The sequence below is a fragment of the Streptomyces coeruleoprunus genome (assembly GCF_039542925.1).
Taxonomy (GTDB): domain Bacteria; phylum Actinomycetota; class Actinomycetes; order Streptomycetales; family Streptomycetaceae; genus Streptomyces; species Streptomyces coeruleoprunus.
Map to the genome: position 1 here is coordinate 3607132 of NZ_BAABIT010000001.1, position 22828 is coordinate 3629959.

The following is a 22828-nucleotide window of genomic DNA, read 5'->3' on the forward strand; positions in this document are numbered from 1 at the left end:
AGCGGCTGCACTGCTTGCTCCCATGGCCAAGGCGGCCAACGCCATTGCGTCGACATAAGCGCCGACGACCTCGGAGGCTTCCCTCCATGAGATCAGTACGACGACGATCACTGTGATCACCCAGGGTCGGGGAAGGGCGTTTGACAGATCCCCTGGGGTGCAGGCGACACTCACGAAGAACCTCCTTGGTTCGGAGCCCGCCCCGTTGCTCTCGCCGGCAAGCCTGTGCAACGTGGGCGGGCTTGCTTGTGCGCCCATATTGATGGGTTCAGCGCCCTCAATGCCAGGCTGAACTTCTTCAGGTATGGCGGTCCGGAGAACCGCGTTTAGGAAGATCTTTCTGCCGAAAAGTGCAGCGATGAGAGTGGCCTGACCTGCAGCACTGTCACCCCATAGCAGACGCCGTCGACACTCCCACCGCTGTAGCTTCGAAGAAGTGGGTGCAATATGCGACAGCCTGTCCCGTAATTGACAGAATTATCCAGTGCTGTAAATCACACTTCTGTTGCGTCTGGTTCAAAACCGGAGGTCGGTGGAGTGTCAGTGGGTGGGAGCAACCTGGGGGCGAGAGACCTGACCTCTCACGCTGGCTGGCGGATGGGCGTGACTTCTGACGCGCGCATCCCTGCCCACCACTGTCCCCGGCTCCCCACCGCGGGGTTTACCCCCGCCACCCCCACCACCGCTTGGCGCGTGGCCGACGGCCAGGCCGAAGCGGGGCGAAGACAGGAGCAGCGGCCAGGACAACGGCCCGCGCGCCGCCGCGCCGGGCGCGTCAGGGGCGTCTTGATGGGATTGAACGGGGCAACCTTCGCTCGTCAGGCCGTGCCCACGCCCCTGCTGTGCCCTAGGGCTGTTCTGTCGGTGTCGTGCTTGTGTGCTGCTGTTTGCTACAGGTTGGCGTACGCCAACGGGGCCTACCGGCAGCAGCCGAGTTGGTCATCGTAGAGCACCTTCCCCAAGGTGCCCATGTCGGTGATCACGGCGTCAGCACCGGCGGCGGAGAGGGCAGCGGACTTGTGCGGCTTGTTCGCGTAGCCGATCGCTCCAACCCCAGCCGCTAGCGCTGCCTCGGCATCTGTGACTGAGTCGCCGACCAGCACGCAACCGTTCGGCTGGTTCTGAAGCGCCTCAATGGCCTGGAACACCAGGTGCGGCGACGGCTTCATCAGATCCGGCCGATACGCCGGTCGGCCGATTACCGCGTCGACGAGCCATTCAAGCTCATGTCGGCGAAGAAATGCCCTCACACACTCCGCTGAGTTGTTGCTCACCACGGCCACCCTCCTCCTTGAGGAGAGAGCCGAGAAGAGGACTTCATCGGCTCCCGGAACGGGGTCGCCAGCGACTTCAACGGCCGCCAACTCGGCTTGCGTCAGGGCATCCTCAACGCGTACAAGAAGGTCCCTACCACCCTTCTGGGAGATGCGGTGGACTTCCATGGGGTCTTCGACTCCCTGGACCTCCTCTGCCAAGCTCGCGTCGAGCCGGCAAACGAGTGATGCCAAGTCACGAGCGACACTCGGCGCCGGCAGGCCGGCGAACACGTTGCAGACTGGCCCGTCAAAGTCCAGAAGTATGCCGGCTCGCCCGGAGACGATCGACGCGAGCGGGTCAGCTACCATCCGCGTTCAGGTCCTTTCCGATGGTGGTCCACACGCTGTCGAACCACGAACGTGCCTGCTCAACCTGCTCTGCGCCACTCTGCGACTCGCCATCGTTCAGCGAGTAGTGGAACAACGTGGCGTCGGCTCCCACAAGGTCGAAGAACTCAATGACCTCACCCTGAATCGCCACCTTGTTGGGGCGAATTGGGTAGTAGCCGAAGAATGCATCCTGCTGGTTGATCACATACAGCTTGAAGAACTGAGTTCCACTGTGGATGCGAACCGAGACGTCTGTCTTCTGCACCAGCCCCAGGTGACTCAGTTCTGTTATCGAGTTGGCGATGCTCCGGGTGAAGCCGACCATCATGTCGTGCATTCGATGGCGGAGTCGCGGATCGTCGGAACAGTCCTCGCGCAGCACCGGTGCCGCCTGAGGAATGGACATATCCGGGACCAGGATTCGAATACGAATACTGGATGGCGAAAGGCGCCCCACCCGGATTTTGTCGATCGGCTCTTGGAGGGCGCTGTGAAGCGTCTCGCTGGAGAATCCGGCGAAATCGATCGTGACGTTGTCGGCGGCGAACGCCTGCTCTAGGTACGCACGGAGTCCAGCCGGCCGCTCGGTCCGGTTCCGGACGTAGACACCGCTGCCCTTGCGTGAGACCACGAGCCCTTCATCTTCCAGGTCGCGAAGGGCCCTCTGGATCGTCGCCCTGGCGAAGCCGTACAGCTCCGTCAGCTTGGAGTGCGAGGGCAGCTTGTCGCCGGGGGCGAGCTTTCGGGTGCGAATCGCAGCACTGAGGCTCCGCGCGACCTGCTCGTACGGGGGCCGCTCGTCGTCCGGGTCCAGGGGCTCAGGAACGAAGGTCATGCCTCGATGCTACGTCCCCAGCACCCCATCAGGACAGCCAGGCTAGCCAAGTTTTGACATGACTAGCCAGGCTGGCTACGTTGTTCTCGTCCCGGCCAGGCTAGCCAGGTTGGTCAGGTCGGGGTGCTCAGCTACCGCCCGGAGGGCCCGTGAAACGGCTCGATGGAAGCGACTGGTGCTTGAGAACTGAACAGTGTGCTGACTGATGAGGCCGCCGCCTCCTCCGAAGGCGGCCGGCGCGGCAAAGGCCCGCGCACTCGACCTCTCCGCAGCCTCTTCGGCTGCGGCCGGTTGCCTCCTCCGCCCGTCCACTCCTTCTCGGGGGTCGTACGGGCGGAGTGTGGGGAGCCGGAATCCCCTGGCCCCGCATGGGTGCGCCGCCCGAAGTTGCCTCTTCGGGCGGCGCTTTACAGGCACCTGAGTGGAGGTCCCTGTGGTCACCAGTCTGACAGAGGCGGAGCGGGCCGAGCTGGCCCGGAAGAACGCCGAGGCGAACAAGCGCAGCGAGGACAACGCCCGCGTGCAGGGCCGCCGGTGAGCGGCGAGCACCCGCGCGACGAGCGTCCCCCGCTCCCGGTGCGGCCGCCGAGGCCGCACCCGCACACGGCGGCCGATGGTCGCTGAACCCGTCCGAAATCTCGATTCCTGACAACGGCGTGCGGCCCCGGTGGTGGTGCACCGGGGCCGCTGTTCGGGCCGTTCCTCGTCGAAGGGAGTACGACCCATGGAGCCCATCGTGGCACTTCAGGCGCCTGTTACGGGTGCCGACGGCGAGCGTGAACCGACGCTCGCGGAGCTGGACGCGATCGAGGAGGAGCTTCCGCTGATCCTGGCGGAGGTGGACCTGCTGGACGCGCACATCACGACCCTGGACCGACCGCTTACGGAGCTGGACGCCCAGCGCATCCGCCGGGCCCGCAACCGCGTCCTGGCCGTGCGCCGCGACCTCGCGAACCGCGCCAGCACGGCGCTGGCGGGCGGTGCCGCGTGACCGGCCGCGACGCACGCGGTCCCGTTCACGATGTTCACGGAAAGGTTGGGGGTGTTCACGACCCGGCCGAGGTGCGTTCGGCGGAGCGTGCGCTCTCGGTCGGGACGTGGCTCATCGTCGGCGGGGCGATGCTGTACTCGGTCCTGACCGTCACGCCGCTGATGCGGGCCCACACCCCCGACGAGTGGGACTGGACGGCGCCGATCCTGCCCATCGTCGTGGACGCCGCGGTCGTCATCGTCGTCCGGCTCGACTCCGTCCTGGCCCGCCTCGGCGGCCGGGGCGGGCGGTGGCCCGCGCTCCTGCGATGGATGACCGGGATCATGACACTGGCCCTGAACGTTGCAGACTCGGCGTTGAGGAAAGACCTGGTCGGCGTCGCGGTCCACGCGGTCGCCCCGCTGCTCCTGATCGTCACAGCAGAGACCGGGCTCGCCTACCGGCGTGCCATCACCGCTGCGGTGGCCGCCCTAGCAGAGCAGGAACGCCAGGAACGGGCCGCCCGGGAAGCGGCGGCCGCCGAGCGGGAACGGCTCGCCAGCCAGGAGCGGGAGGCGGCCAGGGAAGCCGCTGAGCGCCGCGCCCGGGAAGAACGCGAGCACGCCGCGCGTCTCGCCCATGAACAGGCCGAGGCCGAGCGTGAACGGGCCCGGGAGGAACGTGAACACGCCGCGAAACTGCGCCGCGAGGAGTGGGAGCGGCAGGAGCGGCGGGAGGCCGCCGAGCGGGCCGAGCGTGAACGGCAGCGCGAGGAGCGTGAACGCGAGCAGTGCCGTCGTGAACAGGAGCAGCACGAACGTGAACAGCGCGAGCGTGAGGCGGCCGAGCGTGAACGGGAGCGGGCTCGCCGTGAACGGGCCGCGCTCCTGGACCGGGCGCCGGCCACCGAGAAGGTCGATGAGGACCTGGCCGTGCGGATCGTGCGCGCCGCCTACGAAGAGGGCCTCGCGCAGCGCCGGGCGGTCGAGCTGACCGGCTGGTCTCCCGCCTGGGTGTCCAACCGCTATCAGGAGCTGCGCGACGGCTCACCCGCACTGACCACCCGTGTCCTTGAGGGAGTCTCCGCATGATCTGCGTCGTCCGTACTCGGACCCTGCGCAATCTCCGTGCGGGTATCACCCAGGCCGAGTCCGCCGCCGAGACCGCGCGGCTCGAAGGTGAGCAGCGACGGGTGGAAGCCGCGATGGCCACCGACTCGGCGATCCGAGCAGAGAGCGCCGTTGAGACCTTGAGCGCCGCGCTCGACCGTGCCAGGACCGAGGCCGCCCAGCTCGAAGGCGAGCTGAAGACCCTGCGGGCCCAGACCCTCCTCGACACCGAGGACCGGGCCGCCCTACGCATGCTGCTACGCACTGTCCGCAAGCAGAACGCCCCCGCCGACCGCGTCTACGTCCTCTTCCACCGCAGGGCCCTGCACAGCGTGCACAGCACGCTGGAAGCGGCGGAAGCGGCCGCCGAGGCCGAGGGAGCGCCCCGCTCAGGGTGGACCACACACGCCCCCGGCGCCGCTCTCCCCCCGGCCGCCGACGTGGTGTGGCGCATCCAGCCACTACCCCTCGGCGGTACGCGGTGAGCACCATCCCCGTCTACCGGTGGCGTCTGGCCCCGGACGGGCTGGCCACACGCCGACAGCTGCGGGCCATGGGCCTGCGGCCCGGGGGTCAGGACGTCGCTGCCGAACTCCAGCGCCCGCGCCGCCGGCGCGGGCCCCTGGTTGCCTTCCTCTACCGGATCGACCGGGCCAAACCGGTGCGCCCCATGACCCCGGCCCGCGCCGCGGCCCTCGCTGTTGCGATGCGGGCCCGGCGGACCTGCGCCGGCTGCCGCCGGGACGTCGGCTACTGCATCCCGACGTCGCTCGGTGTGTGCGCCACGTGCGCGTTCCCCGACCACACCCTCTGACCAGCCTCTCACCCGATGTGAGGAGACCTTTCGTGTCGTCCTACTTCAGCCACAGCTACGGCGGTCCGCAGGGCAGCCACATGTACGTCCTGACCCTTGAGTTGCCCGGCCGGCTGTCGCACACCTCGTCCGGGACGTGGACCCCGGCCGAGGGGATGAGCCGCTACGACGCCTTCAAGGCGATCAAGTCGGACATCCTCCGGCAGATTCCGGAGCTGACCCGCGCCAACGTGACGTTCTTCAGCATCGAGCCCAACCAGCTCTGACCGACGCCTCCGACGCAGAGCCCGGCCACCCCACCTTCCACAGCGTGTGGCCGGGCTCTGCTCTCTCCTTGAAGGGAGCGGCACCAGCATGACCGAGGTCACCACCGAACCGGTAGCCGCCGAAGCGGCCACCCTCACACCCCCCGACCCCCCGCCCGCCGTGCCAGCCCCGAGCCCCGAGGCGCCTGCCGCTGTCGCCGCTGACCACCAGGTGGCTCACACGCCGGGTGGCATCCCGGTGGTGCCGCTGGCCGTGGCTGGCGCGAACACGACCGCCAGCCTGCTGGCCAGCGCCGCGCTGGTCGGCGGGCCCATAGCCGCGATGCTTGCCGCGACCGGCACCGTCGTGGCCGGTGTCGCCGCCGCCCACCACCGCAAAGCCCAAGCTCGAAAGACGCCGACACGCAGCACCGCATCGCCCTCCTCGTCGACGCCCCGGCCGGGTGCGTCCAGGGTGGGTGGTCGACCGGGTGGTAGGGGAGTGCCCGCGCAGCACCGCAGCACGCCGGCCGGTACGGGCGGAAAGCGCGGCCCGCGGCCCACGGCCCGGCACGGTGCCGCACCGCGTCCCAACCTGTCCAAGAGTCGGCGCGGCAGTGCGTCCGGCGCGGCCAACTCGACGCTCGCCACTCACGGTTCGGCGCCGCGTCGCCCTTCCTCCGCTCGCGTGCCGGGCAGGGTGGGGCAGGTACGGGACCTGCGGGCGCAGCAGCACAAGGCGGCGCCGACGAGGGCCCAGCAGCGGGCGCAGACCACCGCCGCCCGGAGGCAGGTCGCTGACGCCCGCCGGGTCGGCGCTGCCGACCGCCAGCTGGCGAAGGCCGCTGGCCGGGGCCGCGCCAACGGCACTCTCGGCAAGGTCCGCGAACGCCTGGGCCGCGCACGGGATGCTGCGGTCGGCAGGCTGCGGGCGGCCTGTGACCAGCGCACCGACAAGGCCCTCAAGGGTCACGCCGGCGGCCTTGCGGCCAAGCGGCTGGCGGCGTTGAAGGCGCCGGCCCGGTCTGCGGCGTGGTGGGCGCTGTGGCGCTCCGCCGCACGGATGCACGGGCGCCAATTGCTCGCGGCGCTGCTGGCCGCTCCGGTCGGCCTGCTGGGTCTGCTCACCACTCCCCTCGGACGGAAGCTCCGGTGGGACTGGCTGCAGTACCCCGGGCGGCGCCTGTACCGGTGGCTGGCCGCTCAGGCCCGCTGGCAGCAGGAAGTCAGGAACAACGCCATCCGTGACCGGCTCAAGGCCGCCGAGGCCGCGATCGACGCCGACGCCAAGCGCGAACAGGACGTGATCGGGGACCGGGCCGAGCGCCCTGCCGGGCGGGTGCCGGGCAGCGGCAGCACCCCCACCACCAGCAGCGAGGGAGTTCACGTGTCGGGTTTCCGTTTCGAAGAGGCCGCCGCCGAGATGGAGGCCGCCGCCCAGTCCTACGAGCCGGACGGCTGCATGGAAATCCTCGCCATGGTCGAGGGCCTGCCGGCCGCGCTCACCTCCATCGCCAACGTCATGAAGATCCTCGCCGAGCGCGCGGACGCCGAGTTCCCGCTGGAGAAGGAGGTGGCCGGCGCGTTCAGCGACATCTACTCGGCGCTCCTGGTCGCCGTGGGCAGCGCCGAGGAGATGGGCCCGCTGTTCCGGCTGGTCCACCACCAGGACATCGCCCGCCACGAGGAGCCCCGCAACGGCACCGAGGCCGAGAAGGGTTGGAACGTCTGACATGAGCACCCACGCCACCAACAAGGAGAACGGTGGTCTGGCGCTCGACTGGGCGGCCGGTCACGGACCCGTGACCGGCGCTCTGTCCGCCACCACCGGCGCGTTCGCCATCGCCACCACCGGCGCCGCCACCGGCATGCCGCCCACCTGGGCACTCGCCATCGGCGGCGCCGGCGCCATCGGCCACACCATCGCCTCCCTCCGTCAGCGCTGCTCCGCCCGCACCATCGCCGCGCGCGCCGCGTCCTGGCTCGTCGGCGCCGGGTGGACCACCTGGGCCGTCGCTACCGGGCCGCTGAGCTGGGCCGCACTCGGTTCGCTGGCCACCATCGGCGTCGGTATGGCCGCCGCCACCCGCTCCACCAACCTCTACGACGAGGCCCGGGAAGCAGCCGCCATCGCCGAAGAACAGCGGCTGATCGCGCTGGACCTGTCCGCCGAACGCCGCTCCATCGCCGCGGAGTGGACCGACCGTGTCCAGCGGGTGTGCGGCGTCAAGCTGCGAGTTCTGGCGGTCGAGCAGTGGCCCACCGGGACCGGGTTCACGATCGATGCGGAACTCCCGCCCGGCGGGACGACGTACGACCAGATCGCCCGGCAGGCTCCCGCCCTGAGCGCGGACGCACGCTTGCCGCACGGCTGCACCGCGACCGCTTCCCAGGGCATCAACCAGGGCCGGGTGCTGATCGACGTGCCCACGGCCAACGTCCTGGAAAGGAACATCCCCTACCCCTCCGACTACGGGCGACTGTCGGTGAACACCGGCATCCCGTGGGGCCTTTACACCACGGGACAGGAGGCCACGGTGTTCCTCCGCGAGCAGTGTGCTCTGCTGGCCGGTCCCACAGGCTCCGGCAAGACCAACGCCGTCCACACCATCCTGGCCGGGTTCGCCCGCACCGATGACGTGCTGACCTGGGTCATCGACCTGAACGCCGGATCGGCCGGCCTGCCCTGGGTACGGCCGGCACTCGACGCCGACGGCCAGGTGCTGGAAGGGGCGCGGCCCGGGGTCGACTGGCTTGCCGCGTCGTACAAGGAAGCAATGCTGATGCTGGACGCGGCGATCCGCATCGGCAAGCACCGCAAGGTCGTCTACCAGGAGCTCCTGGCCCGGGAGAACACCGACCTGCTTCCGGTAAGCCACAGCATCCCCCAAATTGAGCTGGTCATCGACGAGGGCGCCGAGATCCTGGCCACCACCGACAAGGACATGCGCAAGCTCGCCGACAAGATCCTTGAGGTCATCCGGCTGCTCCGCGCGATGGGCATCCGCACCGTCCTCACAGCGCTTGGCACCACCGGCGCGGTCCTCGGCAACCTCATGATCCGGCGGGAAGCCAAGGTCCGCGTCGCGCTCACCGGCGGTGAAACCGAGGGCATGGACCTGTCCAAGCTGTTCCCCGGCGCCCGCGGCCTGCGCGTCGACCAAGCCCCCTACAAGGGCTCCGGGTTCATCCAGACCCCCGAAACCACGGCGAGCCTGTTCAAGACCTGGCACCTGTTGCCCGCTCAGATCCGTGACGTCGTCGCCGCGACAACCGATCGCAGGCCGGTCCTGGACGCACCCTCCGCCAGCGCGGCCGGCGACGCCTACACACGCCGCTGGGACCCTGAGCGCACCGCCTGGATGCGCCAAACCCCCGACGGCACCGCCACCGCCACACCCGCCGTGCACACGGCCAGGAACAGCGCGGGGCTCAACCTCTCCGCGCTCCGCGACCAGCCGGAGCCCACAGGGAGCGAGTCGGAAGAAGACAAGCTCGCCCGGCGGCTCATGGAACAGATCGACGCCGAGTTCGGCACAACCAACGAGCCGGAGAACACCAGCAGGCCGGAGCGGCGCCCCACGCCGGGACTGAACCTGTCCGCCCTGCGCGACGAGAACACCCCCGAGCACACCCCCGTCGAACCGGACGGCGACGGGCCCCCGTGGGTGGCCGATGCGGTCAAGGCGATCCTCGACGCGGGCCCCGCGGGCATGAAGCCCGGCGCTATCGCCGAGGCGGTCGGCCGAAGTCGACAGGCCGTACGTGACGCGCTGCGGCCCCTCGTCGAGCGCGGCGAACTCGTCTACCGGGACAAGGGACCGCACTCGGCCTACGTCCACCCGGACAACGCCTGAGCGCTCACGCACGGCTACCGGCTACTGGTTAGTGGCAACTTGCCACTAACCAGTAGAACGCCCATCCACACCCCTCCATGGCACCTGAACGGGCCTTTTGCCACTAGGCAGTAGTCACTAGCCACTAACCAGTAAGACCACACAGCGTCACCACCATGCGGGCGGCCCCCACCACAACCGGGGCCGCCCGCCACGTTGAAGGGACCACGTTGTGCACCACGACACCCCGTCCGAGATCACCACCCTGAGCGCATACAGCGGCGGTCTGCCCGGCCTCGTGCGGCCGACGTTCCTCCCTGAGGACTCACCGCCCGGCATCGCCCTGGTGACTCTCCCGAGCGGCGTCCGCACCCTCGCCTACGTCGAGCCCACCACCCCGCCCGCCCCGCCGGCGCCCGCCGCCGCGGCGCCGATCCCGACGTGGGCCAAGACCACCGCCCTTCTCACGCCGACGATCGGCGGAGGCATCGCCGCCGCCGGCATCGGCCTCTCCTACGCCGCACCGGGACTCATCGCCATGAGCCACGCCCTGTGGGCAACCGTCGCCCTCATCGCCACCGGCGCCTTCGCCGTGCCCCTGCTCATCCGCAGCACGCGCGGAAGGGCCACCACCACGACGCACATCACCCAGAACATCACCGCCACCGGCCTGTTCGGCCGCGCGGGCGGAACCATCAACCACCACTGAGGAGCACCAGCATGGCCCTCACCATCTCCCTGGTCCTGCTCTTCGGCGTCGCCCTGCTCTTCCTCCTGCGCTCCCGCAGCCTGAGCTACGGCGCCGCCTTCATCGCCGTGATGTTCGGCTTCTGCCTCGCCTCCACCGGCGCCTCCGGCCCCATCAACCAGCTCACCGCCGCCATCGTCCAGGCCATCCCCGACCTGTAGGAGCCGTCCGCATGCGACTGCGCATCCGCAAGACCTACTGGCCCCGGCACGCACTGATCCTGACCGACACCCCGCGCCCCGACTGCCCGGACTGCGACGGGGAGGGCGGCCACAACTACGACTACGGCGACTGGGCCACCGGCGAGTACGCCGGCACCGACTGGGAGCCCTGCCCCTGCTGGAACGAGGACCGCTACTGGGTCCTCCTCCCGCTCCCGTGCCTGCCGCGCCGCACCCCGGCGGGCGGCTACAGCGACGAACCGCCCTTCTAGGAGGCACCGTGGCCACCCGACTCGTCACCTGCTACGTCGCCGTCTGCGACCTGTGCGGGGGCACCGGCGACATCGACGGCGTCATCCCGCACTTCGACACCCCCGAAGAGGTCGTCGACTGCCTCACGGCCGACGACTACGCCGGATGGACCCTCACCCCCGACGGCGTCCTCGTCTGCGACGGCCGCACCGACGCCGCCCACGAGGACGCCCACGCGGCCGCCGGCAAGCGCATGGGCCCCGACGCCATGACCATCACCTTCACCCACGCCTAGCAACGCCGAAGGTCAAGCGCCCCCTGACCGGTTTAGTCAGGGGGCATCCGACGGACACCGCTATGCGTTCGACGGGAGCGGAAAACCCGCGAAGCCGTTCTCCGTCTGGAACACCAGATGTACGCCCTGCGTGGCGAGGAGGTCCTTGACGTCCGGGCTGGGTTCGCTGGGCAGCAGCACGGCTACACGGAGCCCGTCGGGCTTGGGGATGTGGCGCCGGTAGTCGGCCAACTGGCCGATTGCCATGCGGACGTTACTGCGGGTGGTCTGGCCCTTGGCCTCGTACAGCACGTGGTCAGTCTCGTCGTACAGATCCGGGGTGAGGGCGCCCACTTCACCGGCCAGGGTGATCTGGAAGGTCTTGTGCGTGTGGCCGGCGGCGGTCAGGTGCTTCTTGAACGCCTCCATGAGCAGACCTTCCCGACGGACCACCTTCCGCTGTCCACCAGGGATGTTCGCCATGGTCTCGGCGGTGGTGTGCTCCTCGGCGTTCTTGTCCTTTACTCCCGTCTGCGCCGGAATCTTGGGCTGGACATCGATCTCTTCAATCGCGGTTTTCGCGGCCGGCTGCAACCGGTCCTCGTCCGTCCAGGCCGGCGCCGACCCCGCTACCGGGCGGAGCCGGAAGACCAAGGCGTTACGCATCTTGTTGTCCTTGCCCAGCCCCCGCCGGACCTCTACCGGGTTGATCGGGTCGACAACCATCGGCCCGATGTACCGCTGCTGCATCGCGCCGCCCCCGGGCACCTTGCCGTGAGCGACCAACAGGTGCAGCTCCCGCCCATCCTCGACGTGGTAGCGCAGTGACTTGTTCCGGCTCTTCAACTCCTGGTCGCCGTTGGCGCCATAGCCGGTGTACAGGTACAGCGGCCCGTACTCGTCGTCCTCCGCCCGGCCATCGAAGGTGTAACCGAACTCAGCACCCGCGGACGGGTCGGAGTACACGAACACCTTCTTCGCATCCTTCGCCGGCTCGATGCCCTGGTAGGTCCCACAGCCGAAGGCCGCTGCGATCTCATCGCGCGTCGTGATCAGGCCCGGCACAAGCTCAAGGGTCGTCGTCATGCCCACGACCCTAATCAGCCCCAATGACAGCCCGTCGCCAGCACTTCCGGCGCGGGCGAGGGCGGTCCGCTCACGCAATGACCCGGACCGCCCTCTCATCCAGCACATTCCACTGAACTGGAGACATCCAGCATGACTCATGAACCCCAATCCGCGCTGCTCCGCGCAGCGCTGGACGCTGCTAAACGCGGCTGGCACGTCTTCCCGCTGCGCCCCGCCGACAAGCGGCCCGCCCTGCACGGCGAGGCCACCTGCCCGAGCGTGGGCGACTGCGCCGGCGGACACCGCAAGTGGGAGGAGCGGGCCACCACCGACCCCGACCGCATCCGCCGCGCGTGGGACACCCTGCCGTTCAACGTCGGCATCGCCACCGGCCCCTCCGGCCTGATCGTCGTCGACCTGGACGTGCCCAAGGGCAAGAGCAGTTCGGACACGCCTTGTGGCGTGACGACCTTCGAGGCGCTCTGCGAGCGCGCCGGGCACGCCGTCCCCGACACCTACCGGGTGCGGACCGCGAGCGGCGGGCACCACCTGTATTTCACCACCCCGCCCGGCATCCGACTGGGCAACAGCGCGGGCAGGCTCGGCAAGCTGATCGACACCCGAGCGTGGGGCGGTTACGTCGTCGCCCCGGGCAGCATCACCCCCGCCGGAGCGTATGAGGCCGTGGGCGGCCCCGTGCCTCGCCCGCTGCCCTCCTGGCTGCTCGAACTCCTCGAACCGGCTCGCCCTCGTCCAGCGGGCCCGCTCAGGCTCCCGGCGGTCAGCGGCAGCCGCGCGGCACTGGCCGCTCTGGACGCGGAGTGCGCCGTGGTCGCCGCCGCGCTGGACAAGCAGCGCAACAACACCCTCAACCGGTGCGCCTTCAAGGTGGGTCGCTTCGTCGCGTGGGGCGACATCCCCCGGCACGTGGTCGAAGAGGCCTTCCAAGCGGCGGGGGAGTCGTGCGGTCTCATCGCGGCCGAGTGCCGCGCCACGATCCGCAGCGCCCTGGACGGCTCGCTGCGCACGGCCCGGCCCCGGGATGCGGCATGAGGACCCGACCCCATCCCCGCTTGGAAGGCCACGCCGTCGCCGCGACCGGCCCCAGCCCCGCCGAACCGGCCCTGGCCAGCGACGGCAGTGGGGCGCCGAAGGTCGTCGCCCGTCAGGGCGTCCTTTCTGCTCTTCGCTCTGACACGCACCCGGCCGACGGCCGGCACATCGTCGCGATGCTCCGGATCACGGCCCCTCGGGGCGCGGTGCCCACCGCCACCTCCGTCTGCGACTGCGGCCGCAACCGCAGCGCCGTCGGCCGCCAGCGGGTGTTGGCGCTGATTGAGGAGCACACCGCCCACCGCACCACGTGCCTCCTGCGCAACGAGACCGAAGGGAGTACCGCCGCATGAGCCGCCAGGAGCACATCGACGGCGCCGCACTGCTCGACGAGGTCGAGCGCTTCCACCGCCGTTTCAACGTCTTCCCCACCGAGGCCGCCTACGTCGCCGTCGCTCTGTGGGACGCCCACGCCCACTTGATCGACTGCTTCGAGACCACTCCCCGCATCGCGTTCCTCTCACCCGAACCCGGGTCCGGGAAGTCCAGGGCCCTGGAGATCGTGGAACTCCTCACGCCCCGCCCGGTCAGCACGGTCTCGGCGTCCGCGAACGCCCTGTACCGGCTGGTCGACTCCGCTGAAGGGCTCCCCACGGTCCTCTTCGACGAGGTCGACACCATCTTCGGCCCGAAGGCCGGCGCGGACGAGGCTCTGCGCGGGTTCCTGAACGCCGGGTACCGGCGCATCGGCGGCGCCCTGCGCTGTGTCGGGGACGGCTCCAACCAGAACGCGCAGGTCTTCGGCTCCTACTGTGCCGTCGCCATGGCCGGACTTGGGTCCCTGCCGGACACCGTCCTGACCCGCTCCGTCATCATCCGGATGCGCAAGCGCGCCCCCAACGAGAAGGTGGAGCCCTACCGCCAGCGCCTCCACGAGAAGCAGGGCCACGCCCTGCGCGACCGCCTCGCCAAGTGGGCCGACACCGTCCGCGACCAGGTCGCCGACGCCTGGCCCGAGATGCCCGAGGGCATCACCGACCGCCCGGCCGACGTGTGGGAGCCGCTCCTCGCCGTCGCCGACGCCGCCGGCGGGCACTGGCCGGCCCGGGCCCGCGCCGCCTGCGTGGAGCTGGTCAGCGCCGCCCACGACAACGACGAAGCGTCCCTCGGGGTCCGCCTCCTCACCGACCTACGCGACAAGGTGTTCTGCGGAGCCGACCGGATGCCCACCGCCGCCATCCTCGAATGCCTGCTCCGCATGGAAGACGCGCCGTGGGGTGACCTGGACGACAAGCCGATCAACTCCCGCACCCTCGCCAAGATGCTCGGCCAGTACGTCACCCCGGCCAACAAGCCCATCAGGCCCCGCGGCATCCGCACCCCGTCGGGCTTCCCGAAGGGCTACTACGCCGAAGACCTCACCGACGCGTGGACCCGGTACTGTCCCCCGCCCCCCGGGGAATCCGCCACGTCCGCCACGTCCGCCACACCGCAGGTCAGCAGGGGTGAACCCGTGGCGGATACCGCCACCGGCATCCGCCACACGCCCCCGCGGACCGCCACACAGCTCACCCCCGCCGGATAGCAGAAGCAGCTCCGCCCTGTGCCGCCGCACCGCCCAGGTGTGGCGGCACCTATCCGCCACACAACCGACATCCGCCACACGATCAAGGCGCTGACCTGCGATGTGGCGGCGTGGCGGACGTGGCGGATCCCTAGAGAGAAAACGGCCACCTGCCGCTGACAGCACGAGAAGGAGTCCCGATGGCCGCCCCTCGGATGCTCAAGCTCAAGGAAGTCCTGGAAGAGATCGACATGAGCCGCGCCGCCTTCTACCGCATGCGCGCCCGCGGCCACGGACCGCGGCTCATCAAACTGCCGAACGGGCAGCTCCGTGTGCGCCGCGGAGACCTGGACGCGTGGTTGTCCAGGCACGAGGAAGCCGCCGCCTGACTCACCCCATGAGAGGACCCACCCCGCTGGGTGGGTCCTCTTCCGCATTGGAGAGACATGCTCACTTACGACGTTGTCGTCTGGTCCATCCGCCAACGCGCCGGCCGGCCTAAGCCCTGGGAGCTTCGCTGGCGCGTCGGCTCTCAGCCGCATTCGAAGAGCTACGCACTCAAGCCGCAGGCAGATGGGCGCCGCTCCCAGCTCATGGCCGCGCTCCGGGAGGGCCAGCAGTTCGACGAGGAGACGGGTCTCCCCGCGAAGGAGCTTGCCGCGCTCGCCATGCCCACCTGGTACGAACACGCGAAGGCGTACGCGCTGATGAAGTGGCCCGGCGCGGCAGCGAAGCATCGAGCGAGCATCGCGGAGTCCCTGGCTGTCGTCACGCCCGTCCTGGTGACCGCAAGGACGGGGCGCCCTGACGCCAGGGTGCTGCGAACTGCCCTGTATCAGTGGGCGTTTCGCGCGGCGGATGGGCCGGACGGGGAACTCGTCTCGCGCTGCGACGCCGAGGAGCCGCCCAGCGATGTACGGCAGGCCCTCGTCTGGGTGGCCGAGCATTCGATGAAGGTCGATGAAGCCGCGAGGCCCGAGCACGTGCGCGCTGCGCTGTCCGCCGTCTCCAAGCTGCTGAACGGGAAGCCGGCGGCGGAGAACACGGCGAATCGGAAGCGCATGGTGCTGAGCAACGCCTTTCGCTACGCCGTCGAGGAGCGGGCTCTTCTCACGCGACACCCATTCCTCGCGGTCGACTGGGCGGCGCCCGCCACCTCCGACGAGGTCGACTTCCGATACGTGCCTGGCCCGCGACTCTCCCGGGACCTGATCGCCGGGGTGGCGCAGCAGGGTCCGCGAGGCGAGCACCTGGAGACGTTCTTCGGGAGCATCTACTACGCGGCTACGCGCCCCGGAGAGGCTGCGGCACTGCGAGACACCGACTTCGTTCTGCCGCCCGAGAGCGAGCCGGACGCCTGGGGCGAAGTGCTTGTGTCGGAGAGCCACCCTGAGGTCGGTGCGGGATGGACCGACAGCGGCAAGTCCCACGACGAGCGTGGCCTCAAGCACCGTGCGCGGAACACGGTCCGGGCCGTGCCGATCCCGCCGGTGTTCGTGCGGATGGTGCGCTCTCACATCGCGAGATTCGGCGTGGCACCGGACGGACGGATGTTCCGCGCCGCGCAAGGGGGGCGCATCACGTCAACGGAGTACTGCGACGTCTGGGAAGAGGCCCGGAAGGCCGTCCTCGCCCCCGAGGAAGTCGAGACGAAGCTTGCGGACGTGCCCTACGCCCTGCGCCACGCCGGCATCTCCCTGTGGATCAAGTCGGGTGCGGACCCCGTGGAAGCGGCTTACAGGGCTGGCCACAGCCTGTCCGTGCTCTACCGCTTCTACGCCAAGATCCTCAAGGGCGGGTCGGCTGCCACCAACCGCCTGATCGAGCAAGGTCTTCAGGCGGAGGACTGAGGCCCGCGTCTGGCCCGTGGCTGGCCCACACGCACTGGTCAGAGGCGGTACATACCCGATTCAGGGTGAGACAGGGTGAACGCAGAGGGCGGACCCCGCGCTGGGGGTCCGCCCTCTGACCTGGTCTTTCGCTGACCTGCAAGCGGTGGGTGTGGGATTTGAACCCACGGTGGCTCGCGCCACGACGGTTTTCAAGACCGTTCCCTTAGGCCGCTCGGGCAACCCACCCTCTCCCGCCTCACCTGCTGCGGAAGCTGTTACAGGGTACCCGGCTGCGGCCCTCGCCGGGGGCTCTTGATCGCTGAGGGGTCAGAACAGGGCCTTGTAGCCCTGCCAGCCCGTGGCGATCTTGATCGTCGAGCGGAACGTGCCCGTGCCGCTGCCGTTGTTGCGGAGCAGGTCGCCCGCCGTGTTGCGGGTCAGCAGGTCCGGAATGCCGTCACCCGTGATGTCGCCCGCGCCGACGAACGCGTTGCGGCCCGACGCCCAGCTGTTGCCGAAGACCAGGGCCCGCGGCTTGACCGTGCCCGTCGCCGTACCGTCGTAGCGCCAGAGGGAGTTGGCGCCGTCCACCGCCAAGAGGTCGCCGACGCCGTCGCGGTTGAGGTCGCCCGCGCCGACGATCGCGCGGTACGCCTTCCAGTTCGTGGCGATCCGGCCCCGGGCCTTCAGACCGCCCGCGCCGTTGTCCGCGTACAGGTAGATGTCACCGGTCGTGGCCTGGCGGGCGACGAGGTCCGGGCGGCCGTCGCCCGTCATGTCGCCGGGGGAGGTGAGGACGTTGAACTGGCCCCACACCGTGCCCAGCGACGTGTACGGCGTCGACGGCGTCGCCGCCTTGCCGCAGCCGGGCTTGTACGCCCGCAGCTCGCCCGACGCCATCCGCACCAGCAGGTCGTTGCAGCCGTCGCGGTTCAGGTCGCCGAACGGCACCGCCACGACCGTCGTGGGCCATCCGGAGCCGGTGACGGCACCCGACAGCGTTCCGGTGCCGCTTCCGTAGCGGTAGGCCAGCGCCCCCGAGGAGCTGAGCGACATGAGGTCGCCGAAGCCGTCGCGGTTGTGGTCCCGCCGGGAAGCCGACGCGCCCGACACCGCGACCGTGCCCGACTGCACGAGGGCCGCGCCCTGCCCGTCCGCCGGGGCCGCGGTCAGCGACCAGGCGTACGTACCGTCCAGGACCAGGGCGCCGGCAGCGTCCTTGCCGTCCCACGCCGCGCTGATCAGCCCGCGGGCCTCACCGCCGGACAGGGTGCGCAGCACCGCGCCGGACGCCGGGTCCTTGATCGTGAGCTGCCAGGAAGCCGCCGGCTTCGACAGCCACCAGCGCGCCTTCCACGGCGCCGCCCCGCCCTGTACGGCCTGCGCCGCCGGGACGTCCGCGTCGATGCGGGCGAGCGGCGATGCGGGCACACCGGCCCCGACGACCCGGACGTCACCCTCGGGGTTGTCGGGGAACGCGATCAGGCCCGCGGCGGTGTCGACCGCGTGGCGGTAGTCGCTCTCGCCGTCGTCGGCCATGTGGTGGGTGGCGATCTCCACGGGCGTGGTGCCGCGGACGTCGGTCACCTTGATGTCGGCCCCGTTGCGCCAGACCACGTACCCGTCGCCCAGCTCCGAGACCGGGGCGGTGTAGGAGCGGTTGACGCCCTTGTCGAGGTCGTACACCCCGCCCTTCGGGGTCGCGCTCGCGCAGTCCCAGCTGAGCCAGTGCGCCGTCACCTTGAGGGACTCGGCCCTGCAGCCGCTGCCGAGGTTGACCGTGCGCTTCGCGGCGCCCGTCCTGGCGTCGAACGCCGTCACCGTGCCGGCCGTCGCCCCGGCGGTCCACACGGTGTCGCCCTGGAGCGCCGTGTTCCACGGGTCGGAGGCCGGGATGGTCGCCAGCTCCCTGCCGGTGTCCAGGTCGATCGTGACGACGGCGGAGGACCAGTCCTCCCGCGTGACCTGGGCGGAGGCGTGGCGGCCCGACGCGTTCAGGACGTGGAACGACCGGTAGCCGGTGATCGGCGTGCCCTGGGTCGCCCCGGGCTGGACCACGAGGACGGACTGCTGGTCGCCACTGCCCGCCTCGGACGTGATGATCGTCCGGCCGTCGCCGGTGGCGTGGATGTCGGGGCAGCCGGAGGAGTCCGTGCAGGTGCCGAGGTCGAGCCCCAGAGGGCCGCGCTCCACCGTCGCGCCGGCCGTCAGCGGACCGGTCACCGACACCGTGCGGGACCGGAAGGCGTTCTTCAGGTCCGGCATCCGCTCCAGGCTCTCCAGCCGGCCGTGGCTGAAGCTCAGACGGCGCGGCAGGGACGTCAGCCGGGTGACGTCGGTCAGCTTCCGGACGGTCGGTGCCCCGTCGGTGAAGCGCACCAGCTGCATGCCGAGGGCGTCGGCGGTGTCCCCGCCGACCACCAGCAGCCCCGTGCCGTCGGGCGTGGGCATCGCGTTGGCCCGCCCGTACGCGAGGACGGTGGTCTCCGTGCCGCCGGCCAGCGGCACACCGACGACGCGGTACGGGGCCGAGCCGCCACTGCCCGTCTGGCGCCCCACGAACACGTGGTCGCCGGCGATCCCGAGCAGGGCGTCGCCCTCCTGGTACGCGAGGTCGACGACCCGGTCCGCGGGCAGCGCGCCCTCGGGCGTCGTCCCCGCCTTGGTGTAGAAGGCGAGCTTGCCGTCCTTCGTCCACTCCACGACGTGCTGGGGCGTCAGCGCGAGGCCGGCGCTCTCGGCCGCGGTCACCCGCGCGACCGGCCGTACCCGATCCGCGATCCAGACGGGAAGGAGGGCGCTGTCCTTGCGGACCTGGCTCACCATGCCGTCCGCGTCGGCGGTGACGGCCCGGTACGGGCGGGTGGCGCCCTCCGGCCAGCCGGTCAACTGCGCGCTTTGGACGGTTCCTTCGACGATCCGGTGGGTGTGCCACTCCGGCGGCGTGGTGCTGCTCGCGCTGGAGTACGTCACCACCGTGGCGCCGTACGTGCCCACGTAGCGGTGCCCGGACGGCACGTCGATGTAGTGGTTGGTGCCGGCGACGGGGTCGAACAGCCTGACGGTGCCCTCGATGTTGCCCCGGTCGAAGGTCAGCGCCGCGATGACGTTCGAGCCCGCGCCGTACGTGGCACCGCCCTCCGGTCCTTCCGCGTCGTTGTGGACGGGGATCGATTCGCCGGCGTACGTGCTCCAGAAGTGGCCCTTGCCCTCCTCGTACCGCAGGTAGCCGTTGGGCCCTGCCGAGAGCGGGATGACCGACCTCGGCTGTGCGGAGACCGCCGCGGGGAACACGACACCGGAACCCTCGGCGGCGAACGCCGTCGGGATCAGCGGTCCGGCTCCGGACACAAGGGTGGCCGCGGCGACGGCGGCGACGGAACGGCGTACGAGAGCGCGTCTCGGCACTCGGGTCCTCCCATAGGGGTCGGCGAAAGCCATGAATGGAGCAGAAGCAGCAAAGGGGGAGCGGACGAGGTCTGACGTCGGCTCAAACCCCTTGGCCGGAAACAGCGCCCGATCGTAACAGCGGCCGGAGTTACGGTGAAACGATATTTCGAATCGGTTCAAGGCGGCCGGGAGCCGCCCGGCGTCAACCTCGTACCCCCACCCACCGGGTCACCCGCTGGGGTGAAGCCCGTACCCGGAAGCGGTACGTCCTGCCAGCGCAAGGAGGCTCGGCGGTGTGTCGGGGCGGTTCAGCCGTGCGGAGTACGCGCCTACGCTCTGGCCCGTCGGTACAGCGATCCCCTGGACGCCGGAGGCTCCCATGACGGTTCCCGTCGCCCTCGTGACCAAGAAGGTGCCGCTCACCAGCGAGCACGCTCTCTCGTTCCTCGCGGCCGGTTGCTGCGCGGTGCTGTCCGCCGTCGTCTACCTCGGTTCCATGACGTACACGCTGGCGCACCACCGGCACTGGGCCGGGGCCGCCGCCTTCCTCGTCTCCGCCGCCTTCGCGCTCGTCGCGCTGCTGTCGACCGTGCCGCACCTGGCGAACGAGGCCGCCGTCACCGCCAGCGTCTTCCCGCGCGCCATGATGTGGGGCACCAGCGGGATCCTCGCCGCCCTCCAGATCATCGCGGCGGTCCTGGGGGAGGCCCGGTTCTCGCTCTCCTCGCTGATCGGCACGGTCACGGTGCTGGCCGTCGCGTGCTTCGGCGAGATGGCCGGGTTCTCGCTCGCCGAGGCGTAGCGGCTCAGCGCGCCGAGGCCTGCGGTCAGGGCCACCGGCGCGAAGTATCGATACGGCTGAGCCCGTTCGAGTGACCCGGCACATCGCCGGGCGGCGCGGTGGGAAGCCCCCGAGCGCATGGCAACCCCCCAACGAAACGAACGGACACACATGGGACGCCTTCGTACGTCACTCGCCGCCGCGCTCGGTGCCTTCGCGCTCGTCCTGACGCTCCCCACGTCGGCGCACGCCGCGGACGGCGAGTTCCGCTACACGTACAACGACGCGAGCGGCCAGGTCCGCGTGGGCCTGGTGATCAACCCGCCGGACGGCATCTGCATCGACCTGCCCGAGGTCGCGGACGAGCTGCTGCCGGCCGCCCACACCCCGCGGAACGGGACCGACGCCTACGCGTACGTCTTCAAGGGGTCCCGCTGCCAGGGCGACGTCTTCCGGCTGCGGCCCGGCGGCGGAGCGAGCGACCGGCTGAAGCTGCGGTCCGTGATCTTCGTCCGCTGACGGCCGGGAGCCGTAGCGGAAACGCGTGTGCTGCCGCCCCGGGACGGGGTCGGCAGCACACGCGCGTCCGGACCGGGACCGCTCGCTCAGTCCCCTTCGCGGGAGCCCAGGGTGATCTCGACCTCGTGCTGCTGCCCGCCGCGCTCGTACGTGAGCTTCACCGTGTCGCCCGGCTTGTGCGTCCAGATCTCGCTGATCAGCGTCGGGCCGCTGTCGATCACGCGGTCGCCGAAGCGGACGATGACGTCGCCGGGCTTGAGGCCGGCCTTCGCCGCCGGGCCGTTCGGGGCGACCGCCGGGGTGCCGCCGGCGCCCTGCTCGACGATCGTGGCGCCCTCGCCCTTCTCCGTCATGTTCACGGTGGCGCCGATCATCGGGTAGACCGGCTTGCCCGCCCGGATCAGCTGCTCGGCGACGTTCTTCGCCTGGTTGATCGGGATCGCGAAGCCCAGTCCGACCGAGCCCGCCTGCGACGGGCCGAGGCCGCCGGAGCCGGGCGACTGGATCGCCGAGTTGATGCCGATCACCGCGCCGCGCGCGTCCAGCAGCGGGCCGCCGGAGTTGCCGGGGTTGATCGAGGCGTCGGTCTGCAGCGCGCTCATGTACGAGTTCTTGCCGCCCGAGCCGTCGCTGGAGGCGACCGGCCGGTTCTTGGCGCTGATGATGCCGGTCGTCACGGTGTTGGACAGGCCGAACGGCGCGCCGATCGCGATCGTCGCGTCGCCCACGGCGACCTGGTCGGAGTTGCCCAGCGGCAGCGGCGTCAGCCCCTCGGGCGCGCTCTTGAGCTTGAGGACCGCCACGTCGTACCCCTGGGCACGGCCCACCACCTCGGCGTCGTACTTCTTGCCGTTGGAGAACGTGGCGGTGAGCGTGCCGCCCTCGGCCGCGGAGGCCACGACGTGGTTGTTGGTGAGGATGTGGCCTTCCTTGTCGTACACGAAGCCGGTGCCCGTGCCGCCCTGGCCGTCGGCGCCGCCCGCCTTCGCCTCGATCGTGACGACGCTGGGCAGGGCCTTCGCGGCGACGGCGGCGACCGTGCCCGGGTCGCGCTTGAAGTCCGCCGGGGTGTCGCCCACCGAGACGGTGGTCGAGCTGACCGGGTTGTCGTTCCGCTCGGCGGCCCAGTAGCCGATGCCTCCACCGACGCCGCCGGCCAGGAGCGCGGCCACGAGGACGGCGGCGATCAGCCCGCCGGAACGTTTACGCGGGGCGGGCGCGGGGCCCCCGATCGGGGCGGCGCCCCACGTGTGCCCCTCGCCGCCCTGGCCTCCGTACGGCGGATACGCGGGGGGCGCGGCCGGCGGCACCGGCGGCGTCGCCGCACCGTGCGCTCCGGGGACGGTCGGCATGTGCGCGGTCGGCTGCTGCGGGGGAGCGGCGGGGGCCTGCTCGGGCGCGGATCCGGCGGGGGCGGCCTGCGGCTGCTCATGGGCGTGCGCGGCAGGGGCGGCCGGGGGCTGCTCATGAGGGGACGCCGCCGGGGACGCCGGGCCGGCGGGGGTGCCGGCCGGCCGCTCGGGGGCGGGCGGGGCCGGAGTGGCCGAAGGCACGGTGGGCCGCTCCGGCGGCGCGACCTGCTCGGACGCCCGGGAGGTCTCCTCCGGGCCGGCGGGCTCCGGAGAGGGCGCGGACTCGGGGGCCGGCGCGGGGGTGCCCTCGTTCTCGGTGCTCACAGCTCGTTCTCCTCGGTTTCCACGTCGTCCTTCGGCTTTGGGCAAGAGTCCGCCG

General features: G+C 70.7%; 23 protein-coding genes and 1 tRNA gene. 18 read left to right on the forward strand and 6 right to left on the reverse strand.

Features of this window, described 5'->3' with window-relative positions:
- Positions 1-917 precede the first annotated feature (917 nt).
- Both ABEB09_RS16000 and ABEB09_RS16005 read right to left on the reverse strand, forming a co-directional pair.
- Positions 918-1625: an HAD family hydrolase gene (locus ABEB09_RS16000; protein ID WP_345690596.1), complete on the reverse strand. Its 708-nt coding sequence runs from the start codon at positions 1623-1625 to the stop codon at positions 918-920.
- Positions 1615-2481 carry a GntR family transcriptional regulator gene (locus ABEB09_RS16005; protein ID WP_345690597.1) on the reverse strand — a complete coding sequence of 289 codons (867 nt, stop codon included), beginning with the start codon at positions 2479-2481 and terminating at the stop codon, positions 1615-1617. Before ABEB09_RS16005 ends, ABEB09_RS16000 begins: the two co-directional genes overlap by 11 nt.
- A gap of 724 nt (positions 2482-3205) precedes the next feature.
- Here ABEB09_RS16005 and ABEB09_RS16010 point away from each other — a divergent pair.
- From ABEB09_RS16010 to ABEB09_RS16060, 11 genes are all read left to right on the forward strand, one after another.
- On the forward strand, positions 3206-3472 hold the full coding sequence (locus ABEB09_RS16010; RefSeq protein ID WP_345690598.1) for a DUF6284 family protein: 267 nt from the start codon (positions 3206-3208) through the stop codon (positions 3470-3472).
- A gap of 128 nt (positions 3473-3600) precedes the next feature.
- Positions 3601-4542, forward strand: a complete 942-nt coding sequence (locus ABEB09_RS16015) for a DUF2637 domain-containing protein (RefSeq protein ID WP_345693953.1) — start codon at positions 3601-3603, stop codon at positions 4540-4542.
- Positions 4539-5045: a hypothetical protein gene (locus tag ABEB09_RS16020; RefSeq protein ID WP_345690599.1), complete on the forward strand. Its 507-nt coding sequence runs from the start codon at positions 4539-4541 to the stop codon at positions 5043-5045. The genes ABEB09_RS16015 and ABEB09_RS16020 overlap by 4 nt, the downstream gene beginning before the upstream one ends.
- The gene (locus ABEB09_RS16025; RefSeq protein ID WP_345690600.1) at positions 5042-5374 is read left to right on the forward strand and encodes an RRQRL motif-containing zinc-binding protein; all 333 of its coding nucleotides are present in this window, start codon (positions 5042-5044) and stop codon (positions 5372-5374) included. Before ABEB09_RS16020 ends, ABEB09_RS16025 begins: the two co-directional genes overlap by 4 nt.
- Positions 5375-5406: 32 nt before the next feature.
- Positions 5407-5640 carry a hypothetical protein gene (locus ABEB09_RS16030; RefSeq protein WP_345690601.1) on the forward strand — a complete coding sequence of 78 codons (234 nt, stop codon included), beginning with the start codon at positions 5407-5409 and terminating at the stop codon, positions 5638-5640.
- A 667-nt stretch (positions 5641-6307) separates the two neighbouring features.
- Positions 6308-7351, forward strand: a complete 1044-nt coding sequence (locus ABEB09_RS16035; RefSeq protein ID WP_345690602.1) for a hypothetical protein — start codon at positions 6308-6310, stop codon at positions 7349-7351.
- 1 nt (position 7352) lies between these two features.
- Positions 7353-9476: a hypothetical protein gene (locus ABEB09_RS16040; protein WP_345690603.1), complete on the forward strand. Its 2124-nt coding sequence runs from the start codon at positions 7353-7355 to the stop codon at positions 9474-9476.
- A gap of 211 nt (positions 9477-9687) precedes the next feature.
- Entirely contained in the window at positions 9688-10164 is a 477-nt protein-coding gene (locus tag ABEB09_RS16045) for a hypothetical protein (RefSeq protein WP_345690604.1), read from the forward strand.
- Positions 10165-10175: 11 nt separating this feature from the next.
- On the forward strand, positions 10176-10364 hold the full coding sequence (locus ABEB09_RS16050) for a hypothetical protein (protein WP_345690605.1): 189 nt from the start codon (positions 10176-10178) through the stop codon (positions 10362-10364).
- Between the two features lie 11 nt (positions 10365-10375).
- Positions 10376-10636 carry a hypothetical protein gene (locus ABEB09_RS16055; RefSeq protein ID WP_345690606.1) on the forward strand — a complete coding sequence of 87 codons (261 nt, stop codon included), beginning with the start codon at positions 10376-10378 and terminating at the stop codon, positions 10634-10636.
- Positions 10637-10644: 8 nt separating this feature from the next.
- Positions 10645-10911 (forward strand): hypothetical protein, encoded by a 267-nt coding sequence (locus tag ABEB09_RS16060; RefSeq protein WP_345690607.1) that lies wholly within the window; start codon positions 10645-10647, stop codon positions 10909-10911.
- Between the two features lie 60 nt (positions 10912-10971).
- Here ABEB09_RS16060 and ABEB09_RS16065 read toward each other — a convergent pair whose 3' ends face one another.
- On the reverse strand, positions 10972-11976 hold the full coding sequence (locus ABEB09_RS16065) for an SRA domain-containing endonuclease (RefSeq protein ID WP_345690608.1): 1005 nt from the start codon (positions 11974-11976) through the stop codon (positions 10972-10974).
- A gap of 132 nt (positions 11977-12108) precedes the next feature.
- Between ABEB09_RS16065 and ABEB09_RS16070 the strand changes: the two genes are divergently transcribed.
- The 5 genes from ABEB09_RS16070 (at position 12109) to ABEB09_RS16090 (ending at position 16425) form a co-directional block, all read left to right on the forward strand.
- Complete coding sequence (locus tag ABEB09_RS16070; RefSeq protein ID WP_345690609.1) at positions 12109-13011, forward strand: bifunctional DNA primase/polymerase; 903 nt, start codon at positions 12109-12111, stop codon at positions 13009-13011.
- Positions 13008-13364 carry a hypothetical protein gene (locus ABEB09_RS16075; protein WP_345690610.1) on the forward strand — a complete coding sequence of 119 codons (357 nt, stop codon included), beginning with the start codon at positions 13008-13010 and terminating at the stop codon, positions 13362-13364. The genes ABEB09_RS16070 and ABEB09_RS16075 overlap by 4 nt, the downstream gene beginning before the upstream one ends.
- Positions 13361-14596 (forward strand): DUF3631 domain-containing protein, encoded by a 1236-nt coding sequence (locus ABEB09_RS16080; RefSeq protein ID WP_345690611.1) that lies wholly within the window; start codon positions 13361-13363, stop codon positions 14594-14596. Before ABEB09_RS16075 ends, ABEB09_RS16080 begins: the two co-directional genes overlap by 4 nt.
- Before the next feature lie 179 nt (positions 14597-14775).
- Positions 14776-14964 carry a helix-turn-helix transcriptional regulator gene (locus ABEB09_RS16085; protein WP_345690612.1) on the forward strand — a complete coding sequence of 63 codons (189 nt, stop codon included), beginning with the start codon at positions 14776-14778 and terminating at the stop codon, positions 14962-14964.
- A gap of 57 nt (positions 14965-15021) precedes the next feature.
- Positions 15022-16425 (forward strand): tyrosine-type recombinase/integrase, encoded by a 1404-nt coding sequence (locus tag ABEB09_RS16090; RefSeq protein ID WP_345690613.1) that lies wholly within the window; start codon positions 15022-15024, stop codon positions 16423-16425.
- Positions 16426-16568: 143 nt separating this feature from the next.
- Here the strand turns inward: ABEB09_RS16090 and ABEB09_RS16095 are convergent.
- Both ABEB09_RS16095 and ABEB09_RS16100 read right to left on the reverse strand, forming a co-directional pair.
- Positions 16569-16653, reverse strand: a tRNA-Ser gene (locus ABEB09_RS16095).
- Positions 16654-16734: 81 nt separating this feature from the next.
- Positions 16735-19815, reverse strand: a complete 3081-nt coding sequence (locus tag ABEB09_RS16100) for an FG-GAP-like repeat-containing protein (RefSeq protein WP_345690614.1) — start codon at positions 19813-19815, stop codon at positions 16735-16737.
- A gap of 361 nt (positions 19816-20176) precedes the next feature.
- Between ABEB09_RS16100 and ABEB09_RS16105 the strand changes: the two genes are divergently transcribed.
- Together ABEB09_RS16105 and ABEB09_RS16110 are read left to right on the forward strand one after the other, a co-directional pair.
- Entirely contained in the window at positions 20177-20599 is a 423-nt protein-coding gene (locus ABEB09_RS16105) for a hypothetical protein (protein ID WP_345690615.1), read from the forward strand.
- A gap of 150 nt (positions 20600-20749) precedes the next feature.
- Entirely contained in the window at positions 20750-21097 is a 348-nt protein-coding gene (locus ABEB09_RS16110; RefSeq protein WP_345690616.1) for a hypothetical protein, read from the forward strand.
- 86 nt (positions 21098-21183) lie between these two features.
- Here the strand turns inward: ABEB09_RS16110 and ABEB09_RS16115 are convergent, their stop codons facing one another.
- Positions 21184-22773, reverse strand: a complete 1590-nt coding sequence (locus ABEB09_RS16115; RefSeq protein ID WP_345690617.1) for a S1C family serine protease — start codon at positions 22771-22773, stop codon at positions 21184-21186.
- Positions 22774-22828: the final 55 nt, after the last annotated feature.

Bases quoted from the DNA above. Each gene is read 5' to 3' on its own strand.
- ABEB09_RS16015 (WP_345693953.1), top strand. From the start codon at position 3,601: ATGCTGTACTCGGTCCTGACCGTCACGCCGCTGATGCGGGCCCACACC.
- ABEB09_RS16065 (WP_345690608.1), bottom strand. From the start codon at position 11,976: ATGACGACGACCCTTGAGCTTGTGCCGGGCCTGATCACGACGCGCGAT.
- ABEB09_RS16005 (WP_345690597.1), bottom strand. From the start codon at position 2,481: ATGACCTTCGTTCCTGAGCCCCTGGACCCGGACGACGAGCGGCCCCCG.
- ABEB09_RS16055 (WP_345690606.1), top strand. From the start codon at position 10,376: ATGCGACTGCGCATCCGCAAGACCTACTGGCCCCGGCACGCACTGATC.
- ABEB09_RS16070 (WP_345690609.1), top strand. From the start codon at position 12,109: ATGACTCATGAACCCCAATCCGCGCTGCTCCGCGCAGCGCTGGACGCT.
- ABEB09_RS16040 (WP_345690603.1), top strand. From the start codon at position 7,353: ATGAGCACCCACGCCACCAACAAGGAGAACGGTGGTCTGGCGCTCGAC.
- ABEB09_RS16020 (WP_345690599.1), top strand. From the start codon at position 4,539: ATGATCTGCGTCGTCCGTACTCGGACCCTGCGCAATCTCCGTGCGGGT.
- ABEB09_RS16105 (WP_345690615.1), top strand. From the start codon at position 20,177: ATGACGGTTCCCGTCGCCCTCGTGACCAAGAAGGTGCCGCTCACCAGC.
- ABEB09_RS16090 (WP_345690613.1), top strand. From the start codon at position 15,022: ATGCTCACTTACGACGTTGTCGTCTGGTCCATCCGCCAACGCGCCGGC.
- ABEB09_RS16085 (WP_345690612.1), top strand. From the start codon at position 14,776: ATGGCCGCCCCTCGGATGCTCAAGCTCAAGGAAGTCCTGGAAGAGATC.
- ABEB09_RS16010 (WP_345690598.1), top strand. From the start codon at position 3,206: ATGGAGCCCATCGTGGCACTTCAGGCGCCTGTTACGGGTGCCGACGGC.
- ABEB09_RS16080 (WP_345690611.1), top strand. From the start codon at position 13,361: ATGAGCCGCCAGGAGCACATCGACGGCGCCGCACTGCTCGACGAGGTC.
- ABEB09_RS16000 (WP_345690596.1), bottom strand. From the start codon at position 1,625: ATGGTAGCTGACCCGCTCGCGTCGATCGTCTCCGGGCGAGCCGGCATA.
- ABEB09_RS16110 (WP_345690616.1), top strand. From the start codon at position 20,750: ATGGGACGCCTTCGTACGTCACTCGCCGCCGCGCTCGGTGCCTTCGCG.
- ABEB09_RS16075 (WP_345690610.1), top strand. From the start codon at position 13,008: ATGAGGACCCGACCCCATCCCCGCTTGGAAGGCCACGCCGTCGCCGCG.
- ABEB09_RS16050 (WP_345690605.1), top strand. From the start codon at position 10,176: ATGGCCCTCACCATCTCCCTGGTCCTGCTCTTCGGCGTCGCCCTGCTC.